The sequence below is a fragment of the Lysobacter olei genome (assembly GCF_054777355.1).
On sequence record NZ_BAAHAT010000003.1, the window covers coordinates 126,356 to 146,706 of the forward strand.

The 20,351-nt window shown below is 68.8% G+C and carries 22 protein-coding genes; 12 read left to right on the forward strand and 10 right to left on the reverse strand.

Annotation, left to right across the window (positions count from 1 at the left end; translation table 11 throughout):
• Positions 1-42: 42 nt before the first annotated feature.
• Genes ACYVBS_RS05505 through ACYVBS_RS05515 form a run of 3 tightly spaced genes read right to left on the reverse strand, consistent with a single transcriptional unit; the run spans position 43 to position 2,035 of the window.
• Entirely contained in the window at positions 43-999 is a 957-nt protein-coding gene (locus ACYVBS_RS05505) for an aspartate carbamoyltransferase catalytic subunit (RefSeq protein WP_460822328.1), read from the reverse strand.
• Complete coding sequence (gene ruvX, locus ACYVBS_RS05510; RefSeq protein WP_460822329.1) at positions 996-1,472, reverse strand: Holliday junction resolvase RuvX; 477 nt, start codon at positions 1,470-1,472, stop codon at positions 996-998. Before ruvX ends, ACYVBS_RS05505 begins: the two co-directional genes overlap by 4 nt.
• On the reverse strand, positions 1,469-2,035 hold the full coding sequence (locus ACYVBS_RS05515; protein ID WP_460822330.1) for a YqgE/AlgH family protein: 567 nt from the start codon (positions 2,033-2,035) through the stop codon (positions 1,469-1,471). Before ACYVBS_RS05515 ends, ruvX begins: the two co-directional genes overlap by 4 nt.
• A gap of 51 nt (positions 2,036-2,086) precedes the next feature.
• Between ACYVBS_RS05515 and ACYVBS_RS05520 the strand changes: the two genes are divergently transcribed.
• Positions 2,087-2,641 (forward strand): DNA-3-methyladenine glycosylase I, encoded by a 555-nt coding sequence (locus ACYVBS_RS05520; protein WP_460822332.1) that lies wholly within the window; start codon positions 2,087-2,089, stop codon positions 2,639-2,641.
• 36 nt (positions 2,642-2,677) lie between these two features.
• Positions 2,678-3,853 (forward strand): threonine aldolase family protein, encoded by a 1,176-nt coding sequence (locus ACYVBS_RS05525; protein ID WP_460822333.1) that lies wholly within the window; start codon positions 2,678-2,680, stop codon positions 3,851-3,853.
• 12 nt (positions 3,854-3,865) lie between these two features.
• Here ACYVBS_RS05525 and ACYVBS_RS05530 read toward each other — a convergent pair whose 3' ends face one another.
• Both ACYVBS_RS05530 and ACYVBS_RS05535 read right to left on the reverse strand, forming a co-directional pair.
• A complete protein-coding gene (locus ACYVBS_RS05530) occupies positions 3,866-4,996 on the reverse strand; it encodes a PilT/PilU family type 4a pilus ATPase (protein WP_460822334.1) in 1,131 nt (376 codons plus the stop codon).
• A 74-nt stretch (positions 4,997-5,070) separates the two neighbouring features.
• On the reverse strand, positions 5,071-6,108 hold the full coding sequence (locus ACYVBS_RS05535) for a type IV pilus twitching motility protein PilT (protein WP_460822335.1): 1,038 nt from the start codon (positions 6,106-6,108) through the stop codon (positions 5,071-5,073).
• A gap of 108 nt (positions 6,109-6,216) precedes the next feature.
• Between ACYVBS_RS05535 and ACYVBS_RS05540 the strand changes: the two genes are divergently transcribed.
• The 3 genes from ACYVBS_RS05540 (at position 6,217) to ACYVBS_RS05550 (ending at position 8,460) form a co-directional block, all read left to right on the forward strand.
• Positions 6,217-6,915: a YggS family pyridoxal phosphate-dependent enzyme gene (locus ACYVBS_RS05540; protein WP_460822336.1), complete on the forward strand. Its 699-nt coding sequence runs from the start codon at positions 6,217-6,219 to the stop codon at positions 6,913-6,915.
• A gap of 100 nt (positions 6,916-7,015) precedes the next feature.
• Complete coding sequence (proC, locus tag ACYVBS_RS05545) at positions 7,016-7,846, forward strand: pyrroline-5-carboxylate reductase (protein WP_460822337.1); 831 nt, start codon at positions 7,016-7,018, stop codon at positions 7,844-7,846.
• Positions 7,847-7,914: 68 nt separating this feature from the next.
• Positions 7,915-8,460, forward strand: a complete 546-nt coding sequence (locus tag ACYVBS_RS05550) for a DUF4426 domain-containing protein (protein WP_460822338.1) — start codon at positions 7,915-7,917, stop codon at positions 8,458-8,460.
• Here ACYVBS_RS05550 and ACYVBS_RS05555 read toward each other — a convergent pair.
• The 3 genes from ACYVBS_RS05555 to ACYVBS_RS05565 form a co-directional block, all read right to left on the reverse strand.
• Positions 8,435-9,262 (reverse strand): ABC transporter substrate-binding protein, encoded by an 828-nt coding sequence (locus ACYVBS_RS05555; RefSeq protein WP_460822339.1) that lies wholly within the window; start codon positions 9,260-9,262, stop codon positions 8,435-8,437. The two genes, ACYVBS_RS05550 and ACYVBS_RS05555, sit on opposite strands and share 26 nt — an antisense overlap.
• A 41-nt stretch (positions 9,263-9,303) precedes the next feature.
• The gene (gene pdxH, locus ACYVBS_RS05560) at positions 9,304-9,906 is read right to left on the reverse strand and encodes a pyridoxamine 5'-phosphate oxidase (RefSeq protein ID WP_460822340.1); all 603 of its coding nucleotides are present in this window, start codon (positions 9,904-9,906) and stop codon (positions 9,304-9,306) included.
• Between the two features lie 92 nt (positions 9,907-9,998).
• Positions 9,999-10,202 carry a dodecin family protein gene (locus ACYVBS_RS05565; RefSeq protein WP_460822341.1) on the reverse strand — a complete coding sequence of 68 codons (204 nt, stop codon included), beginning with the start codon at positions 10,200-10,202 and terminating at the stop codon, positions 9,999-10,001.
• A 133-nt stretch (positions 10,203-10,335) separates the two neighbouring features.
• Here ACYVBS_RS05565 and ACYVBS_RS05570 point away from each other — a divergent pair, with 133 nt between their 5' ends.
• The 4 genes from ACYVBS_RS05570 to hemE all read left to right on the forward strand — a co-directional run bounded on the left by ACYVBS_RS05570 (position 10,336) and on the right by hemE (position 13,488).
• Positions 10,336-10,878 carry a shikimate kinase gene (locus tag ACYVBS_RS05570; protein ID WP_460822343.1) on the forward strand — a complete coding sequence of 181 codons (543 nt, stop codon included), beginning with the start codon at positions 10,336-10,338 and terminating at the stop codon, positions 10,876-10,878.
• Complete coding sequence (gene aroB, locus ACYVBS_RS05575) at positions 10,875-11,981, forward strand: 3-dehydroquinate synthase (RefSeq protein WP_460822344.1); 1,107 nt, start codon at positions 10,875-10,877, stop codon at positions 11,979-11,981. The genes ACYVBS_RS05570 and aroB overlap by 4 nt, the downstream gene beginning before the upstream one ends.
• A gap of 27 nt (positions 11,982-12,008) precedes the next feature.
• Entirely contained in the window at positions 12,009-12,263 is a 255-nt protein-coding gene (locus ACYVBS_RS05580) for a WGR domain-containing protein (RefSeq protein ID WP_460822346.1), read from the forward strand.
• A gap of 145 nt (positions 12,264-12,408) precedes the next feature.
• Entirely contained in the window at positions 12,409-13,488 is a 1,080-nt protein-coding gene (gene hemE, locus ACYVBS_RS05585; protein ID WP_460822347.1) for a uroporphyrinogen decarboxylase, read from the forward strand.
• Between the two features lie 41 nt (positions 13,489-13,529).
• Here hemE and ACYVBS_RS05590 read toward each other — a convergent pair whose 3' ends face one another.
• Positions 13,530-17,090: a two-component regulator propeller domain-containing protein gene (locus ACYVBS_RS05590; RefSeq protein WP_460822349.1), complete on the reverse strand. Its 3,561-nt coding sequence runs from the start codon at positions 17,088-17,090 to the stop codon at positions 13,530-13,532.
• Positions 17,091-17,282: 192 nt separating this feature from the next.
• Between ACYVBS_RS05590 and ACYVBS_RS05595 the strand changes: the two genes are divergently transcribed.
• Together ACYVBS_RS05595 and ACYVBS_RS05600 are read left to right on the forward strand one after the other, a co-directional pair.
• Positions 17,283-17,975, forward strand: a complete 693-nt coding sequence (locus ACYVBS_RS05595) for a YceI family protein (protein ID WP_460822350.1) — start codon at positions 17,283-17,285, stop codon at positions 17,973-17,975.
• Positions 17,972-18,523, forward strand: a complete 552-nt coding sequence (locus ACYVBS_RS05600; protein ID WP_460822351.1) for a cytochrome b — start codon at positions 17,972-17,974, stop codon at positions 18,521-18,523. Before ACYVBS_RS05595 ends, ACYVBS_RS05600 begins: the two co-directional genes overlap by 4 nt.
• On the opposite strand, the gene ACYVBS_RS05605 is transcribed toward ACYVBS_RS05600, so the two are convergent.
• Complete coding sequence (locus tag ACYVBS_RS05605; protein WP_460822352.1) at positions 18,520-18,747, reverse strand: glutaredoxin family protein; 228 nt, start codon at positions 18,745-18,747, stop codon at positions 18,520-18,522. The two genes, ACYVBS_RS05600 and ACYVBS_RS05605, sit on opposite strands and share 4 nt — an antisense overlap.
• Positions 18,748-18,889: 142 nt before the next feature.
• Here ACYVBS_RS05605 and ACYVBS_RS05610 point away from each other — a divergent pair, with 142 nt between their 5' ends.
• Complete coding sequence (locus ACYVBS_RS05610; protein ID WP_460822353.1) at positions 18,890-20,272, forward strand: L-serine ammonia-lyase; 1,383 nt, start codon at positions 18,890-18,892, stop codon at positions 20,270-20,272.
• The last annotated feature ends 79 nt before the right edge of the window (positions 20,273-20,351 follow it).

A 20,351-nucleotide genomic window follows, 5' to 3' on the forward strand; every position in this document is an offset into this window, starting at 1 on the left:
GCCGGCAGAAAGCGTGGAGCCCCGGGATGAGAATCGCGGGGGTCAACCCGGGGAAATAGGCCCGCCCGGAGACAGCAGCGCCTCGAGAACCGCCATGCGTGCGGCCACGCCGTTGCGCACTTGGCGGAGGATCAGCGATTGGGGGCCATCGGCCACCTCATCGGTGATCTCCACGCCTCGGTTCATCGGCCCCGGGTGCATCACCACCGCGTCGGCCGCGGCGCGGCGCAGGCGCTGGACGCTCAGGCCATAGTCGCGGTGGTAGTCGTCCAGCGAATCCACCAGTCCCTCTTCCATGCGCTCGCGCTGGAGCCGCAGCATCATGGCCACGTCGACGCCTTCGAGCGCCGCGTCAAGGTCATGGGTGACCGTGCAGCCGGCCAACGTGCCGTCTTCCGGCAGCAACGACGCCGGGCCGCAGACGCGGATGTCGGCCGCGCCCAGCGTGCGCAGCGCGTGCAGGTCCGAACGGGCTACACGCGAGTGCTTCACGTCGCCGACGATCGCGATCTTCAACCGCGAGAAGTCCGCGCCCTTGGCCTGGCGCAGGGTCAGCATGTCCAGCAGCCCCTGGGTGGGATGGTTGCTGCGGCCGTCGCCCGCGTTGAGCAGCGCCGTGCCGGCATTGGCGGCGGCGGCGAGCTCGGCCACGGCGCCGTCCTGCTTGTGGCGGACGACGAAACCGCGCACGCCCATGGCTTCGAGGTTCTTCAATGTGTCGCGCGCCGTCTCGCCCTTGCTGGTGGAGGACGACGACGCATCGAAGCTCAGTACATCCGCGCCCAACCGTTGCGCAGCGAGGGTGAAGCTCATGCGGGTGCGGGTGGACGGTTCGAAGAACAGCGTGCATACCGCGGTGCCGGCCAGCGCGCCGCGCGCGTCATGCCCTTCGGCGAAGTGTTGCGCGCGGTCGAGCAGTGCGAGCAGTTGCGCGCGCGGCATCCCATCAAGGGTGAGCAAATGGCGCAGGGCGCCGAACGTGTCGGTCTGGGAGGTCATGCGGAAGGCAGGTTGGCGAGCGGGGTGGCGTCGTCGGGGGCGGCGAGCCAGCGTTCGATGATGACGGCCGCGGCCACGGCGTCCAGCGCCTCGGCATCGCGGCGGCGCTTGCGGCCTTCGGCGCGGTCGCTGGCGAAGCGCTGCGCGGCCTCGATGGAGCTGGAACGCTCGTCCACCAGCACCACCGGCAGCTTGCAGCGGCCGTGCAGTTCGCGGGCGAAGGCGTGCGCACGCTCGCGAATGGGTTGGTCGCCGCCCTCGAGGGTCATCGGATCGCCGATCACGATGCCGTCAGGGCGCCACTCCTTGAGCAGGCGATCGATGGCCGGCCAGTCGGGCCCGTTGGCGTGCACGTCCACCACGGCCAGCGCGCGCGCGCCGTGGCCAAAGGCGCTGCCCACCGCCACGCCGATGCGGCGTGCCCCCACGTCGAAGCCCAGCACCGTGCCGTCGCGACGAATGGTGGCGCTCATGCGTGCCCGGCGTAATCGGCCAGGTGGGCGAAGTCGACGCCAATGCGGCCGGCCGCGGCTTGCCAGCGCGCCTCCAGGGGCAGCGCGAAGAGCAATTCAGCGTCCACCGGCGCAGTCAGCCAGTCATTCTCGGTCAGCTCCTGCTCGAGCTGCCCTTGGCCCCAGCCGGCGCAGCCCAGCGCGACCAGGGCATGGGCCGGTCCCTCGCCCTTGGCCATCGCCTCGAGAATGTCGCGCGAGGTGGTGAGGAACAGGGTCTCACTCACCTGCAGCGAGGAATCCCAGCGCATGCCGCCATCGTGCAGCACAAAGCCACGCTCGGGATGCACCGGACCGCCCGCCAGCACGATCTGCGCGGCCATTGCGGGGTCGGGGGCCTCAAGCCCCATCTGCCCCAGCACGTCGCCGAGCGTGTACTCGGACGGCTTGTTGACCATGATGCCCATCGCTCCGTCGTCGTCGTGCTGGCACACCAGCGTGACGCTGCGGGCAAAGTTGCCGTCGGTCAACGCCGGCAACGCGATCAGCAACTGGTTGGTCAGGGGCGTGGGCATCAGTGACATACGCCCATTCTAGCCCGTGCCATACTCCGGGCGACATTCCGGCGGCCGTCCATGTCCAGCTACTGCGATTTCGCTCCGGGCCACCCCCTGCACGGCCCCTACCACGACACCGAGTACGGCGTTCCGCACCGCGACGAGACCGTGCTGTTCGAACGCCTGGTGCTGGAGATCAACCAGGCCGGCCTGAGCTGGGAAACGATCCTCAGGAAGCGTGACGGCTTCCGCCGCGCCTACGACGGGTTCGTCGTCGACACCGTGGCCGCCTACGGGCCGCGTGATCGCGAACGGCTGCTGGCCGACCCCGGCATCATCCGCAACCGGCTGAAAGTGGACGCCGCGATCCACAACGCCCAGGTGGTGCAGCGCCTGCGCGGCTCGCACGGCGGTTTCGCGCAATGGCTGGATGCGCACCTGCGCGACGGCGGCGCGGCCCGCGACAAGGCCGGCTGGGTCAAGCTGTTCAAGCGCACTTTCCGCTTCACCGGCGGCGAGATCACCGGCGAGTTCCTGATGAGCCTGGGGTACCTGCCCGGCACCCATCGCGAGGACTGTCCCGCCTTCGCCCGCATCGCGGCCTTGCAGCCGCCGTGGATGCGCGCGCAATAGCCCCCTCTTTTCGGACGCGTAACGGAGTACGTACGAATGGATCGTCGCAGTTTCTTGGCCGCAGGCACGTTCGCCGCGGCCTCCCCCCTGCTGGCCCAAGGCGCCCCCGCCGTCGCCACGCCACCGGGGCGTGCCCGCACACGCCCGCTTTTCACCGAGGTGAACCTGGTCCTGGACGGCCTGGGCCTCAGTCCGCCCGAGTACGCGGCCCTCTTGGCTGAAGTCGCGGCGGCCGAAGACTTCCAGCCCGACTCCTACAGCCTCGGCGGCGCCATCGAGCAGTTGGAACGCACGTTCGCGCGACTGCTCGGCAAGGAGGCGGCGATGTTCGTGCCGACCGGCACCCTGGCCAACCACCTTGCCGTGCGCAGGCTCGCACGCGAGGACCGGCGGGTGCTGGTGCAGGCGGAAAGCCACCTCTACAACGACAGCGGCGACGGCGCCACCGAACTGAGCGGCCTCAACCTGGTCCCCCTCGCACCGGGCCGCGCGACGCTGGAGCTTGACGACGTGCGTGCGTGGGTCGAACGCAGCGCCAGCGGTCGGGTGCGGGGCAAGGTCGGCGCCATATCCGTCGAGAGCCCGGTGCGACGCCTGGACCACCGCATGGCGGACTTCGCCTCGCTGCAGCACCTGAGCGGCTACGCGCGCGAGCAGGGCATCGGCCTGCACCTCGACGGCGCCCGCCTGTTCAACCTGCCCCTGCACTCCGGCCGCGGCCTTCACGAGTACACCGCGTTGTTCGACACGGTGTATGTCTCGCTGTGGAAGCACTTCAATGCCGCGGGCGGCGCCATCCTCGCGGGCAGCGCCCAGCTGCTGGAAGGGCTGTACCACACCCGGCGCATGTTCGGCGGGTCGTTGCCGCACGCGTGGTCGCAGGTCGCTGTCGCCCAGCGCTTTGCCACGACGTACGAACAGGACTATGCAAAGGCATGGCAGGCAGCGGACGAGCTCATCGCGCGCCTGGAGAGCAGCGGTCGATTCACGGCCCGCAAGCTGGAGACAGGTACCAGCCTCTTCTTCCTGTCCGCCCCCGGCGCCGCGTCCAACGTGCTGGATGCACTGACAACGCGGGCCCGCGCACGGGGCGTTCGGCTGCCCCATGCCAACCCTGCCACCGGCGAGTTCGGCCTGCAGGTGAATACGAGCCTGCTGCGCAAGACGCCCGCCCAGGTGGCAGGCGTGTTGATCGAGGCGTTGGCCGGCTGAGCCGGCCCCGCCTCAGCGCACCTCGGCCAGGTCCACGCCGTCCAGGCCAGAGGAGAGGGTCTTGGCATCGCCGCCCTGGGCCAGCTTGATGCGCAGGCGCACCTCGTTCTGGCTGTCGGCGTACCGCAGCGCATCCTCGTAGGTGATCTCGCCGGCCTGGTACAGCTCGAACAAGGCCTGGTCGAAGGTCTTCATGCCCAGCTGCACGGATTCCTTCATCACTTCCTTGAGCTTGTGGATCTCGCCGTCGCGGATGTAGTCCTGCACCAGCGGCGTGCCCAGCAGGATTTCCATCGCCACGCGCCGACCCTTGCCGTCCGGCGTCGGGATCAGCTGCTGCGCCACCACGCCCTTGAGGTTCAGCGACAGGTCCATCAACAGCTGCTGGCGGCGGTCTTCCGGGAAGAAGTTGATGATGCGGTCCATCGCCTGGTTGGCGTTGTTCGCATGCAGCGTGCACAGCACCAGGTGACCGGTTTCGGCGAAGGCGATGGCGTGGTCCATGCCCTCACGGGTGCGCACCTCGCCGATCATGATCACGTCCGGCGCCTGGCGCAGGGTGTTCTTCAACGCGGCCTCCCAGCTGTCGGTGTCGATGCCGACCTCGCGCTGGGTGATGATGCAGCCCTCGTGCTTGTGCACGAATTCGATCGGGTCCTCGATGGTGATGATGTGGCCCGTCGAGTTCTGGTTGCGGTAACCGATCATCGCCGCCAGCGACGTGGACTTACCGGTGCCGGTCGCGCCCACGAAGAGGATGATGCCGCGCTTGGTCATCGCCAGCGTCTTGATGATCGGCGGCAGGTTCAGCTCTTCCACCGTCGGGATCTTGGTCTCGATGCGGCGCAGGACCATGCCCACCTGGTTGCGCTGGTAGAAGCACGACACGCGGAAGCGGCCCACGCCCGACACGCCGATGGCGAAGTTGCACTCGTGCGTCTTCTCGAACTCCTCGCGCTGCTGCGGCGTCATCACGTTCAGCACCAGGTCGCGGCTCTGCTGCGGCGTCAGCGCGGTCTGGGTGATCGGCGAGATCTTGCCGTGCACCTTCATGGACGGCGGCATGCCGGCGGTAATGAACAGGTCCGAGGCCTTCTGGTGGGCCATCAGCTTGAGGAACGAGGTGAAATCGATGGTGCTCATGCGGTACTCCCCCGCCGTGCGCCCTTGGGCGCCACGGCCTAGAAATCAATCGATCGCGGCGACGAGATGCGCAGTCATTCGAACAGGCGCTTGTCCTTGGCGTACTCGCGCGCCTGCGGGCGCAGGATCAGGCCGCGCTTGACCAGGTCCTGAAGGTGCTGGTCCAGGGTCATCATGCCGGCCGACTGGCCGGTCTGGATGGCCGAGTACATCTGCGCCACCTTGTCCTCGCGGATCAGGTTGCGGATCGCCGGGGTGCCCACCATGATCTCCCACGCCGCGGTACGGCCACCGCCCACCTTCTTCAGCAGCGCCTGGCTGATGACCGCGCGCAGCGATTCCGACAGCATCGAGCGCACCATCGGCTTCTCGCCGGCCGGGAACACGTCGATGATGCGGTCGATGGTCTTGGCCGCCGACGAGGTGTGCAGGGTGGCGAACACCAGGTGGCCGGTCTCGGCTGCGGTCAGCGCCAGGCGGATGGTCTCGATGTCGCGCATTTCGCCGACCAGGATGTAGTCGGGGTCCTCACGCAGCGCCGAACGCAGCGCCTCGTTGAAGCCGTGCGTGTCGCGGTGCACTTCGCGCTGGTTGATCAGGCACTTCTGCGAGGTGTGCACAAACTCGATCGGGTCTTCCACCGACAGGATGTGCGCGTACTCGTTCTTGTTGATGTGGTCGAGCATCGCCGCCAGCGTGGTCGACTTGCCCGAACCGGTCGGGCCGGTGACCAGGATCAGGCCCTGCGGCTGGTTGATCAGGTCCTTGAAGATCTTCGGGCAGCCAAGATCCTCCAGGGTCAGCACCTCGGACGGAATGGTACGGAACACCGCACCCGCGCCGCGGTTCTGGTTGAAGGCGTTGACGCGGAAGCGCGCCAGCCCGGGAATCTCGAACGAGAAGTCGACCTCGAGGAACTCCTCGTAGTCGCGGCGCTGCTTGTCCGACATGATGTCGTATACCAGCGCATGCACCTGCTTGTGCTCCAGCGCCGGGATATTGATGCGGCGGACGTCACCGTCCACGCGGATCATCGGCGGCAGGCCCGCCGACAGGTGAAGGTCCGAAGCCTTGTTCTTGACCGAAAACGCCAACAGTTCGGCGATATCCATGCGTGCTCCCCCGCACTGCGTTGGAACCGGTCGCGCGACCGGCAAGTTGGAACGATACTACCCCTTGCGAAGCAGTATAGACCTGTACCTGCGTCGCCAATCCACCCAATGGACGAGACCACCGTCGTGCTCGCGAGCGCCCTTCAGGACGTACTTCGGCAACTTGATAACGCAGCCCGTTCAGCCAACCGGCCAACCCCGCGCCTGCTGGCCGTCAGCAAGATGCAGCCGGCGGCTCGGGTCGCTGAGCTGGCCGCCGCCGGCCAGCGTGCCTTTGGTGAGAACTACGTGCAGGAAGCGGCGGCCAAGATCGTCGAACTGGCGCCCCTTGGACTGGAGTGGCACCTCATTGGCCACCTGCAGTCCAACAAGGCCAAGGATGCCGCGCAGTTGTTCGACTGGGTGCAGACCGTGGACCGGCAGAAGCTGGTGACCGCGCTTGCCCACCATCGCGACCCCGACCGCCCGCCGCTGAACGTGCTGGTGCAGGTCAACATCGATGACGAGGCCAGCAAACACGGCTGCCGGCCCGAGGAGGTCGCGGCCCTGGCCCGCGCCATCGCATCCGAGCCACGGCTGAGGCTGCGCGGGCTGATGGCCATTCCCACGCCCTGGCCGGACCTGGCGCTTCGTCGTGCCGCCTTCGCCCGGGTGCGCGAGCTGTATGAGGCCTTGCACGAGGACCACCCCGGTGTCGACACGCTGTCGATGGGCATGAGTGACGACCACCCTGTGGCCATTGCCGAAGGTGCGACCATGGTGCGGGTGGGCACGGCCCTGTTCGGGAAGCGGCCGACCTCCCAGTAACGCCCCCCGCATCCGATCGGCGACCTTGTGCCGTAATGACCCCCAGGACAACGGCCCCGCCCTCACCCGTAACCCAGCCCCCTAACACGCAGGAAGCCGCATGAATCCGCAAGACACCCCCAATCTAGCCTTCATCGGTGGCGGCAACATGGCGCGCAGCCTGATCGGTGGACTCGTCGCACGCGGCGCCGACCCGTCGACGATCCGGGTCGCCGAGCCGGTGGATGTGCTGCGACATGCGCTGCAGCAGGACTTTGGCGTACACACCTTCGAACACGCCGCCGATGCGGTGCAGGGGTCCGACACCTGGGTGATGGCGGTGAAGCCGCAGGTCATGCGCGGCGTGTGCGAGGGTCTGTCCGCACCGGCGCAAACCGGGCGCCCGCTGGTGGTGTCCATCGCCGCGGGCATCACCACGGGACAGTTGGATCGCTGGCTGGGGGGCGGACTGTCGGTGGTGCGGACCATGCCCAACACCCCGGCGCTGCTGGGCGCCGGCGTCACCGGACTGTTCGCCAACGCGGCGACGGACAACGGGGGCCGCTCCCGCGCCGCGGCGCTCCTCGGCGCGGTAGGTGCGACGGTGTGGATCGACGACGAGCGCCTCATGGACGCCGTGACCGCCGTGTCCGGAAGCGGTCCCGCCTATGCCTTCCTGCTGGCCGAGGCCATGCAGCAGGCCGGCGAGGCACAGGGGCTCGACCCCGCAGCGGCCCGCGTGCTCGCCACGCAGACGCTGCTCGGGGCGGCCCGCATGTTGACCGAACGCAACGAGCCGGCCGACGAACTGCGCGCCCGCGTGACCTCACCCGGCGGCACGACGCAGGCCGCCATCGAGACCTTCGAGGCCGGGGGGTTCCGTGCCCTGGTGGCGCGCGCCATCGATGCCGCCACCGAGCGCGGTCGCCAGCTGTCGGCGGCCAACGACTGAGGGGCACGCCACCGGCGCCTGTAGTCAGGCGCCGCACTGATCCGCTGCCAGCCAGGAGTGACCGTCCCATGACCGCCCGCCCGCACCCGACGTCCCGCCACGGCCGTTCCTGGCCTGGGGGGGGCCTCGCTTCGATTCCACGCCTTGCGGCGTTGCTGCTGGTTGCGCTGGCCGTGTCCGGTTGCGGTGGCGACGGCCCTTCCCGGCCTGCGCTGTCGGCCACCGCCCCTTCCGCGCCGCAGGAGGCGGTGACCCGCATCGGGGACGTCACCATCCGCGCCAGCGTGGTGCAGACCTCGTCGCTGTCGGAGCCGGTGGCCATGCAGTACGGCATCGCCCGGAGCGACCGGCTGGCGTTGCTGCTGGTGGCGGTACGGCAAGGGCCGGAGGCACAGGAAACGGCGCTGCCGGCCACCGTCACCGCCACCGCCGTCGACCTGCGCGGACGGCGCCAGGACATCACGATGCGCGAGTTGCGCACGGGCGACCTGCTGGATTACGTCGGCACCGCTGAAATCGACCTGCCCGACACCTTGCGCTTCGAGCTGGCCATCGTGCGCGAGGGGGGCGCCCGGTCGACGATGCAGTTCAGCCGCGAGTTCTATCCGCGCTGAGGGTGACGGGCGCATCGCCGCGCGCCCACGCCTGGATGACCCTGGCGATCTCGTGCACGCCATCGGTCAACGCGGCCGGTCCCGGCTGCAGGATGGCCGGCGACTTGATTTCGTGCAGCCAGCCCCCGCGCACGGCCGGAACCTCTTGCCAGCCCGGGCGCGCAGCCACCTTCTCCGGGCGGAACTTCTTGCCGCACCACGAGCCCAGGATGATGTCCGGCGCGCGCGCAATCACGTCGCTCCCGTCGGCCAGGATGCGTCCCTTGGCGAGCGGCTCGGTCGCGCGCTCCGGAAAGATGTCATCGCCGCCCGCGATCCGCACCAGTTCCGACACCCAGCGGATGCCGGTGATCATCGGGTCATCCCACTCTTCGAAGTAGACCTTGGGTCGGCGCGACAGGCGGGCGGCCTGCCCGGCGATATCGTCCAAGCCACGTTGCAGCGTGTCGGCATAGTCCGCCGCGCGCTCGCCCGCCCCGACCAGCGCACCCAGGCGCCGGATGTAATCGAGGATGCCATCCACGCTGCGGTGGTTGCTGATCCACACCTCCACGCCGTGGCGGATCAACTCGGCGGCGATGTCGGCCTGGATGTCGGAAAAACCGATGACGAAGTCCGGCTGCAATCGCAGGATCTCGCCGATCTTCGCGCTGGTGAAGGCACTGACCTTGGGTTTTTCCTTGCGCGCGATCGCCGGACGCACGGTGAAGCCACTGATGCCGACGATGCGGTGCTGCTCACCCAGTGCGTACAGCGTCTCGGTGGGTTCTTCGGTCAGGCAGACGATGCGTTGGGGTCCCATCGCGCCATTGTGCCCAACGACCGCGCGGGGCAACAGCGCAATCAGGGGTACAGCATGCGCCGCGACCACTGGCCGGCGGCGTCGACCTCGTAATGCTGGCGCTCGTGCAGGCGGAAGTCCGCGCCGTACCAGAACTCGATCGCGACAGGCTTGACGCGAAAGCCCGTCCAGCGCGGCGGACGCGGCACGTCACGCCCCTCGTACTCGCGCTCGACCTCGGCCAGGCGCTGCTCGAAGGTGTCGCGATCGGGCAGCGTCCGGGACTGCTTCGAAGCCCAGGCGCCCAACTGGCTGACGCGCGGGCGTGAGGCGAAATAGGCGTCGGCCTCGGCGTCGGTGACGACTTCGACCGCACCTTCCACGCGCACCTGCACGCCATTGCGCACGCGCGGCCAATGGAACAGCAGCGCGGCCTGCGGGTTGGCCTGCAACTCGCGTCCCTTGCGGCCATCGAGGTGGGTATAGAACACGAAGCCCTGGCGGTCCCGCGCCTTGAGCAGCACCACGCGCGCGGAGGGGCGCCCTTCCGCGGTGGCGGTGGCCACGGTCATCGCGGTGGGGTCCGGTTCGCCGGCCGCGGAGGCCTCGGCGAACAGCGTTTCGAAGGTGGCGAGGGCTTCGTCCAGCAGATCAGGCGCGTTCATGCGCTGCATTGTGCGCCATCCGCACGGGGGGTGCGCCTGATCCTGATCAAACCCCGGCGCGCAGCGCGCCGGGGCGACGCCGGCCGCCGGACTCACTCGACGACGAACGACACGCGCATGTTGACCCGCCATTCGGTGACGTTGCCCTCGTTGTCCGTGACAACCTTGGTCTCGTTGACCCACGCGCCCTTGATGTTCTTCACCGATTCAGCGCACTTCTTCAGCCCACTCTTCACCGCGTCTTCCATGCTGGTCTTGGACGATGCGTTCAGTTCGATGACCTTGGCGATGGCCATGGCAAGTCTCCTGGTGACCGCGACCGGAATGGCGCGGGGCTCTGACCTTAGGCGTGCCGGCGTTAAGGCCGCGCAGTGGGTTGCGCACGAAACGGCCCCGCCGGCGGCCCGGTCAGGCCCCTACAATGGCCGTATGAATCCCGCCGCCAACCTCGTCCTCGTCGGCCCCATGGGCGCGGGCAAGACCACGCTGGGTCGCGCCCTGGCCGCGCGACTGGGTCTGGGCCTGCGGGACGTGGACCTGGCCGTGGAACACGAGGCGGGCGACAGCGTCGCGGCCATCTTCGCGCGCGAGGGCGAGGCCGGCTTCCGTGCCCGTGAGAAGGCCGCCCTGGCGAAGCTGCTGGCGGAAGAAGGGGTGCTGATCGCGACCGGCGGCGGCGCCGTTCTGGATGCCGAAAGTCGACAGGCGATGCGCGAGCGGGCGTTCGTGGTCTACCTGCCGGTGGACGTGGCGACGCAACTGGCGCGCCTGGCCGACGACAGGGACCGCCCGCTGCTGGCGCGACCTGACCGCGGGCAGGTTCTTCAAGACCTCGCCGCCGCGCGCACGCCGTTGTACCGGAACGTGGCGGACCTCGTTTTCGACACGACCGGGCTCACCCCGGACCAGGCCACCACGCGGCTGGCCGAGCAGCTGGGCACCCACTGGATGCGACAGGGAGCAACCGCATGAACACGGTCCGCACGGTCAAGGTGGGCGGTGACTACCACTACCCCATCGCCATTGGCCCGGAGTTGCTGGGCGATGGAACCCGGCTGGCACACACGCTGCGCGGGCGCCATGCGCTGATCGTCAGCGATGGCAACGTGGCGTCGCTGTATGCCGACAAGGTCGAGGCGGCGTTGCGTGCGTCCCGCCCGGACCTGGTGATCCGCCGCTTCGTGATCGCGCCGGGCGAGCATGAGAAGACCCTGGCGCGCTTCGGCGAGTGCGTCGAGGCGCTGGCCGCCATGGGTGCCACCCGCGACGCCACCGTGCTGGCGCTGGGCGGCGGCGTGGTGGGCGACCTGGCGGGCTTCGCCGCCGCCTGCTGGATGCGCGGCATCGACTGCGTGCAACTCCCCACCTCGCTGCTGGCCATGGTGGATTCGTCGGTGGGCGGCAAGACCGCGGTGGACCTGCCGGCCGGCAAGAACCTGGTCGGTGCTTTCCACCCGCCGTGCGCGGTGATCGCCGATACGGCCACGCTGCGCACCCTCCCCGACCGCGAGTTGCGCGCCGGGCTGGCCGAAGTGGTCAAGTACGGTGCGATTTTCGACGCACAATTCCTGCACTGGCTCGAAGGCCATGCGGAGGCGCTGCTGGCGCGGGATGACACGGCCCTGGCACACGCCATCGCGCAATCGTGCGAGTACAAGGCCGACGTCGTGGCGCGCGACCCGTTCGAGCATGGCGACCGGGCCATGCTGAACTTCGGCCACACCTTCGGCCATGCCATCGAAACCGAGCAGGGCTACGCCGGCACCACCGGGGAAGGCCTCAACCATGGGGAGGCGGTGGCCGTGGGCATGGTGCTGGCGGCACGACTGTCCGCGGCACTGGGCATGGCGCCTGCCGGCGATGCCGACCGGCTGCAACGGCTGTTGACGCGGCTGGGCCTGCCGACCGCCGTGCCCCCGGGACTGGCGCCCGAGGCCCTGCTGGCGCGCATGCGCCTGGACAAGAAGGCCGACGCCCGCGGCCTGCGCTTCGTGCTGTGGACGGGAGCGGGCAAGGCCTGCATCACGTCGGGCGTGGACGAGGAGGCCGTGCGGCGCGTGCTGGCCCACGGCTGAGCCAAGCTGCGGCTACAATGGCAGGCCATGCGCCTGCTCCTGCAACAACGGCCCGAGGGCCACGAAGCTCCCCGCTTCGTGCAATTGATGCTGCAACCCGACCTTTTAGGCGGGTGGACGCTGGTGCGTGAGTCCGGCCAGATCGGCGGGCGCAGCCAGCTGCGCCGCGACCAGTTCATGGACCAGGACAGCGCGCTGGCCGCGCTGGAGAAAGCGCGCGACCAGCACATCAAGCGCGGCTTCCAGCTGATGTTCACCCAGGGCGCGGACGCGCCGCGGTGAGCGGCGCCACCCTTGGGCGCCCCGACCTTTGCGCCGTCCTGGTGGCCACCCCCGACGTATCGCACGTGTCGCGCACGACTGACCGGCGCGCCTCCCACTCCGTTTCCTGACCGCACCGCGCCACTTGGCGCCTGAGGACTTCCGCATGACTGCCTACGCCCCGCTGACCAACGATCGCTTTCTCCGTGCCCTGCGCCGGGAGCCGGTCGACTGCACGCCGGTGTGGCTGATGCGCCAGGCCGGCCGCTACCTGCCGGAGTACCGAGCGACCCGCGCCGCCGCCGGCAGCTTTCTCGGCATGGCCAAGAACCCGGAGATTGCCTGCGAAGTGACGCTGCAGCCGCTGCGCCGCTTCCCGCTGGACGCGGCCATCCTGTTCTCCGACATCCTGACCGTGCCCGACGCGATGGGCCTGGGCCTGTACTTCGTGGAAGGCGAAGGCCCCAAGTTCGAGCGACCGGTGCGCAGCGCCGCCGACATCGCCAAATTGGCCGTGCCCGACATGGGCACCGAGCTGCGCTACGTGATGGACGCGGTCAGCCTGATCCGCCGCGAACTCAACGGGAGCGTGCCGCTGATCGGCTTCTCCGGCAGCCCGTGGACGCTGGCCTGCTACATGGTCGAAGGCGGCGGCAGCAAGGACTACGCGCGGGTGAAGTCGCTGGCGCTCAACGATCCGGCCGCGATGCACCGACTGCTGGAAGTCACCACTGACGCCGTGATCGCCTACCTGTCGGCGCAACGCGCGGCCGGCGCTCAGGCGCTGCAGGTGTTCGACACCTGGGGCGGGGTGCTGTCACCGGCCATGTACCGCGAGTTCTCGCTGCGCTACCTCAAGCGCATCGCGCAGGAACTGCCGCGTGGCGAAGGCGCCGACCGCACCCCGCTGATCCTATTCGGCAAGGGCAACGGTGCCTACGTCGAAGAGTTGGCCGCCACCGGCACCGAAGGCGTGGGCATCGACTGGACCGTGGACCTGGGCGATGCCGCGCGCCGCACCGGCGGCAAGGTCGCGTTGCAGGGCAACCTCGACCCGGTGACCTTGTACGCGTCGCCCGATGCCATCCGTGCCGAAGTGGGCCGTGCACTGGACAGCTACCGCGACGGCAACAACGGTTCTCGCGAAGGCCATGTGTTCAACCTGGGCCACGGCATGTCGCCGGACATGAACCCCGAACACGTGGCCGTGCTGGTCGACGCGGTGCACGCGCACAGCCGCCGCTGAGCAACATTGAGGCGGGTGCGCCAGTCGGCGCACCCGTTGTCTCACGCGCTGTTGGCGGGGTTCCCCGCCAAACCCGCCAGTACCTCAGCCAACATCGCGCCGGTCACCGGCTTGCGCAGGAAGCGGTTGAATCCCGCCTCCAGCGCCTGCTCCACGGCCGCCTCGTCTGACCGCGCGGTGAGCGCCACCAGCGGCCCCTGGAACGCGCGTGCGCGCACCTGGCGCGCCACGCTCAAGCCGTCCATCCCGGGCAAATCCAGGTCGAGCAGGACCACATCGAATGCCTGCGAGGCGGTGGCGGCAAAGGCGGCGAGCGCGTGGGGCGCGTGGTGCACGCGATGCCCCTGCGCCTGCAGCAGCCCGGCCACCACGTCCGCCACGGTGGCGTCGTCTTCCACCAGCAGGATGCTCAGCGCGTGCGTGGCATTGGCGGCTGCACCCGATGGCCGCGCGGCCCGGGCTTCGGCATGCGCGTCCACGGGTGGCGCGGCCTCATCCAGTGGCAAGTGCACCGTGAAGCGCGCCCCTTCGCCCAATGCCCCTGAAACGCTGATCCGGCCCCCCATCGCCCCCGCCAGTTCCTGGCAGATCGCCAGCCCCAGACCGCTACCGCCGTAACGCGCGGCGGTACGCGCACCGTCGGCCTGCTCGAAGCGACGGAACAGGCGCGCCGCCTGCTCTTCGCTCAGGCCAGGACCGGTATCGGCAACCTCCAGGACCAGGCCTGCGGGTGACAGGGTGCCCACGCGCAGCGAAACGCTGCCGTGCTCGGTGAACTTGATGGCATTGGCCAACAGATTGGTCAGGATCTGCGCGATCCGGTTCGCGTCGCCCAGCAGGCCGGCGGGCAGTTCGTCCGCGACGTGGGTCTGGAACGCCAGTCCCTTCTGCCGCGCCAGCGGCGCCATCAGGGCCACCGTTTCCTCCACCAGCGCGCGCGGATCAAAGGGCTGGAGGTCGAGCTCCAGCTTGCCCGACTCGATGCGCGCCAAGTCCAGCGCGTCGTTCACCAGACGCAGCAGCCGCTCGCCGGCACGCCGGATCGATTCGACATAGCCGTGCTGCTGCCGGTCCAAGGACGTGCCCAGCAGGAGCTCACTCATGCCCAGCACGCCGGTCATCGGCGTACGGACTTCGTGCCCAAGCGTGGCAAGGAACCGGGTCTTGGCCAGCGATGCCTGCTCGGCCATTTGCCGCTCGTGCCGCGCCATCTGCAGCGCATGACGGCGCCGCAGGCGAAGGCGGTAGACCTGGACAAACCACCACGCCAGCAGCAGCGCCAGCGCCGCGGCACCGGTCGCTGCCGCCGGCGTACGCCACCAGGGCGCCGCAACATCGAAGGCGATTCGCTGGACCGGTGACCACACGTTGTCGGCGTTGCGTGCCCGGATTGCCAGCCGGTAATTGCCTGGCGCCAGCGCACTGAATACGCGCTCCCCCCGCATGCCCACGTCGACCCAGTCACTGTCATGGCCTTCCAGGCGGAAACGGTAGGCGTGCGTCAACGCATTGTTGAACGACAACAGGCGAGCCGCCACGCGCAGGTCACGGTCGTCGTGGGCCAACTGGAAACCGCCCTCGTTACCCAGTCGGTGAACGCCCGCGTCGTTGCGAACCTCGATGCCTTCCAGCACCAGGCGAGGCGGACGGTTTGAAGGCCTCACCACCGCGGGGTCGTACAGCACCAACCCTTCGGGCGTCCCCGCCATGATGCGACCATCGCCCGGGCGCGCGACCGGCGGCCCGCTGAATTCCTGGCTGGGCAGGCCATCGGCCACGCCGAACACGCGTGCGCTTCGCGCATCCGGGTCGACGCGGATGATGCCGCGCACACTGGTCAACCAGACAATGCCTTCGGCATCCAGGGTGATGCCGTTGGCCACCACCTGCGGCAGTCCGCCCTTGGCGTCCAGGCGCCACATGCGCTCGTAGCCCTTGGCCGTCTTTCGATAACGCTCGATGGCATCGTTGCGGGCAATCCATGCCTGCCCGTCGGTACCCCAGGCCACGTGGCGCACGTCTGCGGATGGCATGCCGGGCACGGGCTCAAGCCGCATTCGCGCCCCATTCCATGCCAGGACGCCGTGTTTTCCCAGCACCCACGGCCGGCCATCCGGCGCCAATGCCAGCGAAACCAACTGGACGTCGCGAGGCAGCCCGTGGTCGTCCCCTGGCGACAGGTTACGCAGCACGCGCCCCTCGGCGTCACGCAATTGCAGGCCATTGGCCTCCGTCGCAATCCAGATGGCGCCATCACGATCTTCCACCATCCCGATGGGTTCAAATGCGAGCGCTTCCGCCGACGGGGACGTGCTGCTCCAGCGCCGCACACTGCGCGTGCGAGGGTCGAACCGGACCAGGCCTGCGACGTAGCTGACCCACACCCGGCCACGCTGGTCTTCCAGGACCGAGTGCACGATCAGCCCCTGGCCCACATCCTGCAGTACATGTTCGACACCGCCGGACTCCGGGTCGAACCGGTCCAGCACGCCCCCGGTGCCCACCAGCCACATGTTTCCGTCCCGGGAGGGCGCCACGCCGAGCACATGGGCATTGGCCAATGACGCCGGATCCTCCAGTCGACGCGGCAACACCGAGAACTGACGCCAGTTCGGGGGCAGGTACCACAACCCGTTGCTGCTGCTGGCAAACCACAGGCCGCCTTCATGGTCCTCGTAGGCCTTGACCCATGGCGGGCGCACGCTGCCGCGGCTGGAAAGGCTGTAAAGCGGCACCACGGACAACACGCCGTCGTTGTCCCGCCCCAACCCTTGGGGAATATCCAGCCAGCGGCTGCCGTCCCGATCGCGATGCAACACGTGCAGTACGCCGTCGCGGCCGTAGGGGCTAGGATCCACGCGGCCGTCGGGGTGACGCACGGCCACCCCCTGGCTGGTGCCGACCCAGAGCGTCCCGTCCGGCTCCACGGTCATCGCGTTCACCAACGATGCGCCCAGCGACGCCTCGGCAAGCCGCTCGAAATCCCGGCCCGTCCACCGCGCAACGCCGGCCTTGGTGCCCACCCACAGCGTGCCGTCCGGCGCGACCAGCACCTTCGATACGCTTGGATGCGGCACGCTGCGCGGATCGCCGGCGCGGGGCATGAATCGCGTGGCGCGGCCCCTGCCGTCGAGCCGGTACAGCCCATGGTCAGCGGTGCCGAACCAAATGTCGCCGTTGGCCGTGGACGTGACGGTCCAGATGTCGTTGCTGGCCATCCCCGGCGTGTTGCGGGTGTCGAAATAGCGGAACGCCTGGCGCGCCTCGTCCAACATGGCCAGGCCGGCCATGCGCGTGGCCACCCACAGGCGATTGCGCGCATCCACGTGGACGCTCCAGACGAAGTTGTCCCGCAGTCCCTGCTCGATGCGCCACACCCGGTAATTCAGTCCGTCAAAGCGGGCCAGGCCATCGCTGGTCGCAATCCAGAGGTAGCCGTGGTGGTCCTCGGCCAGGTCGTTGATCCGGTTCGAGGGCAACCCGTCGGCCACGGTCAACTGCCGCAGGCGCGGCGTCTCGGGCAGCCCGGCGTCTGCCTCCGGCAGGGCCAGTGCCCACAGCAGGCACAACGATGCCAACAGCCGCTTACCCCATCCCTGCATGCCCCGCGCCTCCCTCTGCGCCACGGTCTGAACGACTGACTGGCGGCTCTCCACCGCCTCTCCCCGCGGCAAGGCTGGGCGATGAGGACGCGGCATGCAAGCCCGCGTCCCATGAGCCCCCCGTCCCGAATTGACCGTGAAGCCGTTCCGCGTGCCTACAATCGATCACTCCACCGCACCCCTGGGCCATCCATGACGCTGACACGCCCTCGCCTGATCGCCGCCCTGGCGGGCACCTTGTTGGCCAGCAGCAACGCGCGTGCCGCCGAGCCGGAGGCCTATGCACTGGACCCCGTGCATACCCGGATCCAGGTCGCCGTTGACCACGCGGGCTTTTCGAAGGCGCTGGGGATCGCATCCGGGAGCACTGGCACCATCTGGTTCACACCGGAGGACCTTGCGGCCACGCGCTGGGACATCGCCCTGCCCCTCGGCCGCCTCGACTTTGGCGACGCGAAGTGGAACGCGGCGGTCCAGGCGGCCAACCTGCTCGACGCCAGCCGTCATCCCGAGGCGCGTTTTGTCTCGACTACCGTCACCCCTGTCGATGCAACACATGCGCGGGCCTGTGGCGACCTGACGCTGCGCGGCGTGACCGCCCCGCTCTGCCTGGACGTCACCGTCAATGCGGTCAAGCGCCATCCGCTACCTCCGTTCCGCCGGACCGCCGGCTTCTCCGCCTCCGGCACCATCAGCCGCAAGGCGTTCGGGATGGGCGCGTGGCCTAACGTGATCGGCGACGACATTGCGCTGCGCATCGAAGCCGAAGCGGTGCGGGCACGCAATGACGAGCCAGCATCGGCACCCGATGCTCCCGGGGCGCAGCGGGCGGGCAGCAGCAGCAGCGCCCCCACGTCGGCCGGTGCGGCGGAGCCACGCTCATGAGCTTCAGGAATACCCCCGAGCGCTGGGGATGGGTCAGCCAGCTGCTGCATTGGCTGATCGCGCTGGCGATCGTGGTGATTGCCATCATCGGCCTGAGCATGGGAGACCTGCCCAATTCACCGCGAAAGGTCTCGGTGTATGCCTTGCACAAGTCCTTGGGACTGACGGTGCTGGCACTGGCCGCCGCACGTCTGGCGTGGCGCCTGTACGCGGGCGCGCCACGCCACCTGCCCGGTGTCCCGGCCTGGCAGCGATGGGCCGCTTCAGCCACGCACGTCGGGCTGTATCTGATGATGTTCGCGATGCCCCTGACGGGCTGGTGGCTGAACTCAGCCGCCGGCTACCCGCTGCAATGGTTCAAGGCATTCAACCTGCCCGCGCTGGCGGCGCAGGACGATGGCATGCGGGCGCTGGCAGAAGCGGCGCACGAGGCAGGCTTTTGGCTGTTGCTGCTGATGGTGCTGGTGCACGCGGGCGCAGCGTTGTTCCACCACGTGTTCCTGCGCGATGACACCTTGCGGCGCATGCTGCCGCGACGCCAACGCTAGCCCAGGAATCGCCGCAGCTTCTCCAGGTCAAAGGGCCAATCCAGTTCGGTTCCACGACGCGCATCCCGCAGGACGGGCACCCGGTCGCCGTAGCACGCCTCCAGCGTGTCGTCGCCGTCGATGAACACGCTCTCGAACTCGGGCACGCGCGCCTGCGCCAGCACGTCGAGCGCCAGATCGCAGAGATGGCAGTCGTCGCGTTGGAACAGGGTCAATCCGGGCATGGCAGGCGTCACTCTTTCGATGCGATTGCGTATGGACAAGAACGGAGCGTCGCGACGCGCGAGGCGGCCCCAGCCCGCGTAGCATAATGGGTTGCCCGCGGCCGGATGCCGCGCCCCCCTGCATGGTTGGTTGGAGATTCCCGTGGCTGTCAGCAGTTTCGACCTGTTCAAGATCGGCATTGGCCCAAGCTCCTCGCATACGGTCGGGCCGATGCGCGCGGCGGCGCGCTTCGTCGAGGGCTGGCTGGTGGAGAACGGCGACTTGCAGCGCACCGCCCGGGTGCGTGCCGAGGTGTTCGGCTCTCTGGCCCTGACCGGTCGAGGACACGGCACCGACAAGGCCGTGCTGATGGGACTGGAAGGCCACATGCCGAATCTCATCGACCCGGACATCATTCCGGCGGCGTTGGAGCGCATCCGCGCCAGCAAGCGCATCCGCCTGCATGGCGAACATGAGATCGGTTTCGACGAGAAGCACGACCTGATCATGAACAAGCGGCAGAAGCTGCCGTTCCATACCAATGGCATGCGCTTCACCGCCTATGACGGCAATGGCGAGGTCATCGCCACGCGCGACTATTACTCGGTGGGCGGCGGCTTCGTGGTCAACCAGGACGAGGCGGCCGAAGACCGCATCGTCGCCGACGAAACCGAACTGCCCTACCCGTTCCACTCCGGTGACGAACTGCTGGCGCGCTGTGCCGAAAGTGGCCTCAGCATTGCCGAGCTGATGTTCGCCAACGAGCAGGCCTGGCGCACGCCGGAACAAATCCACGCGGGCCTGGACGAGATCTGGGCCGCGATGTCCGCGTGCGTGGCGCGCGGCATTCGCGAGGGCGGCACGCTGCCGGGTGGCCTGCACGTAAGCCGACGGGCACCCGCGCTGCACAACGAGCTCTCCTCGCGCCCCGAAGCCGCGATGCGCGACCCGCTCACCACCCTCGACTGGGTCAACCTCTATGCACTCGCGGTCAACGAGGAAAATGCCGCGGGAGGCCGCGTGGTCACGGCACCGACCAACGGCGCGGCGGGCATCATCCCGTCCGTGCTGCACTACTACGACCGCTTCTGCCCGGGCGCCAGCATCCACGGCGTGCGCACGTTCCTGCTGACCGCCGCGGCCGTGGGCATCCTGTACAAGGAAAACGCCTCCATCTCCGGCGCGGAGGTCGGCTGCCAGGGCGAGGTGGGCGTGGCCTGCTCGATGGCGGCCGCGGGTCTCACGGCGGCCATCGGCGGCACCAGCAGCCAGATCGAGAACGCGGCCGAGATCGGCATGGAGCACAACCTCGGCCTCACCTGTGACCCGATCGGCGGCCTGGTGCAGATCCCGTGCATCGAGCGCAATGCGATGGGCGCGGTGAAGGCGATCAACGCCAGCCGCATGGCCATGCGTGGCGACGGCAAGCACAAGGTGTCGCTGGACAAGGTCATCAAGACCATGCGGGACACCGGGCGCGACATGCAGGACAAGTACAAGGAAACGTCGCGCGGAGGCTTGGCCGTTAACGTCATCGAGTGCTGATGGCGCTAGTGGCTCCGGCTGTGCCGATGCCTTTCCGGCGACTGCGCCCTCTGACCGCGACGAGTTTCGGGCGGCGTCG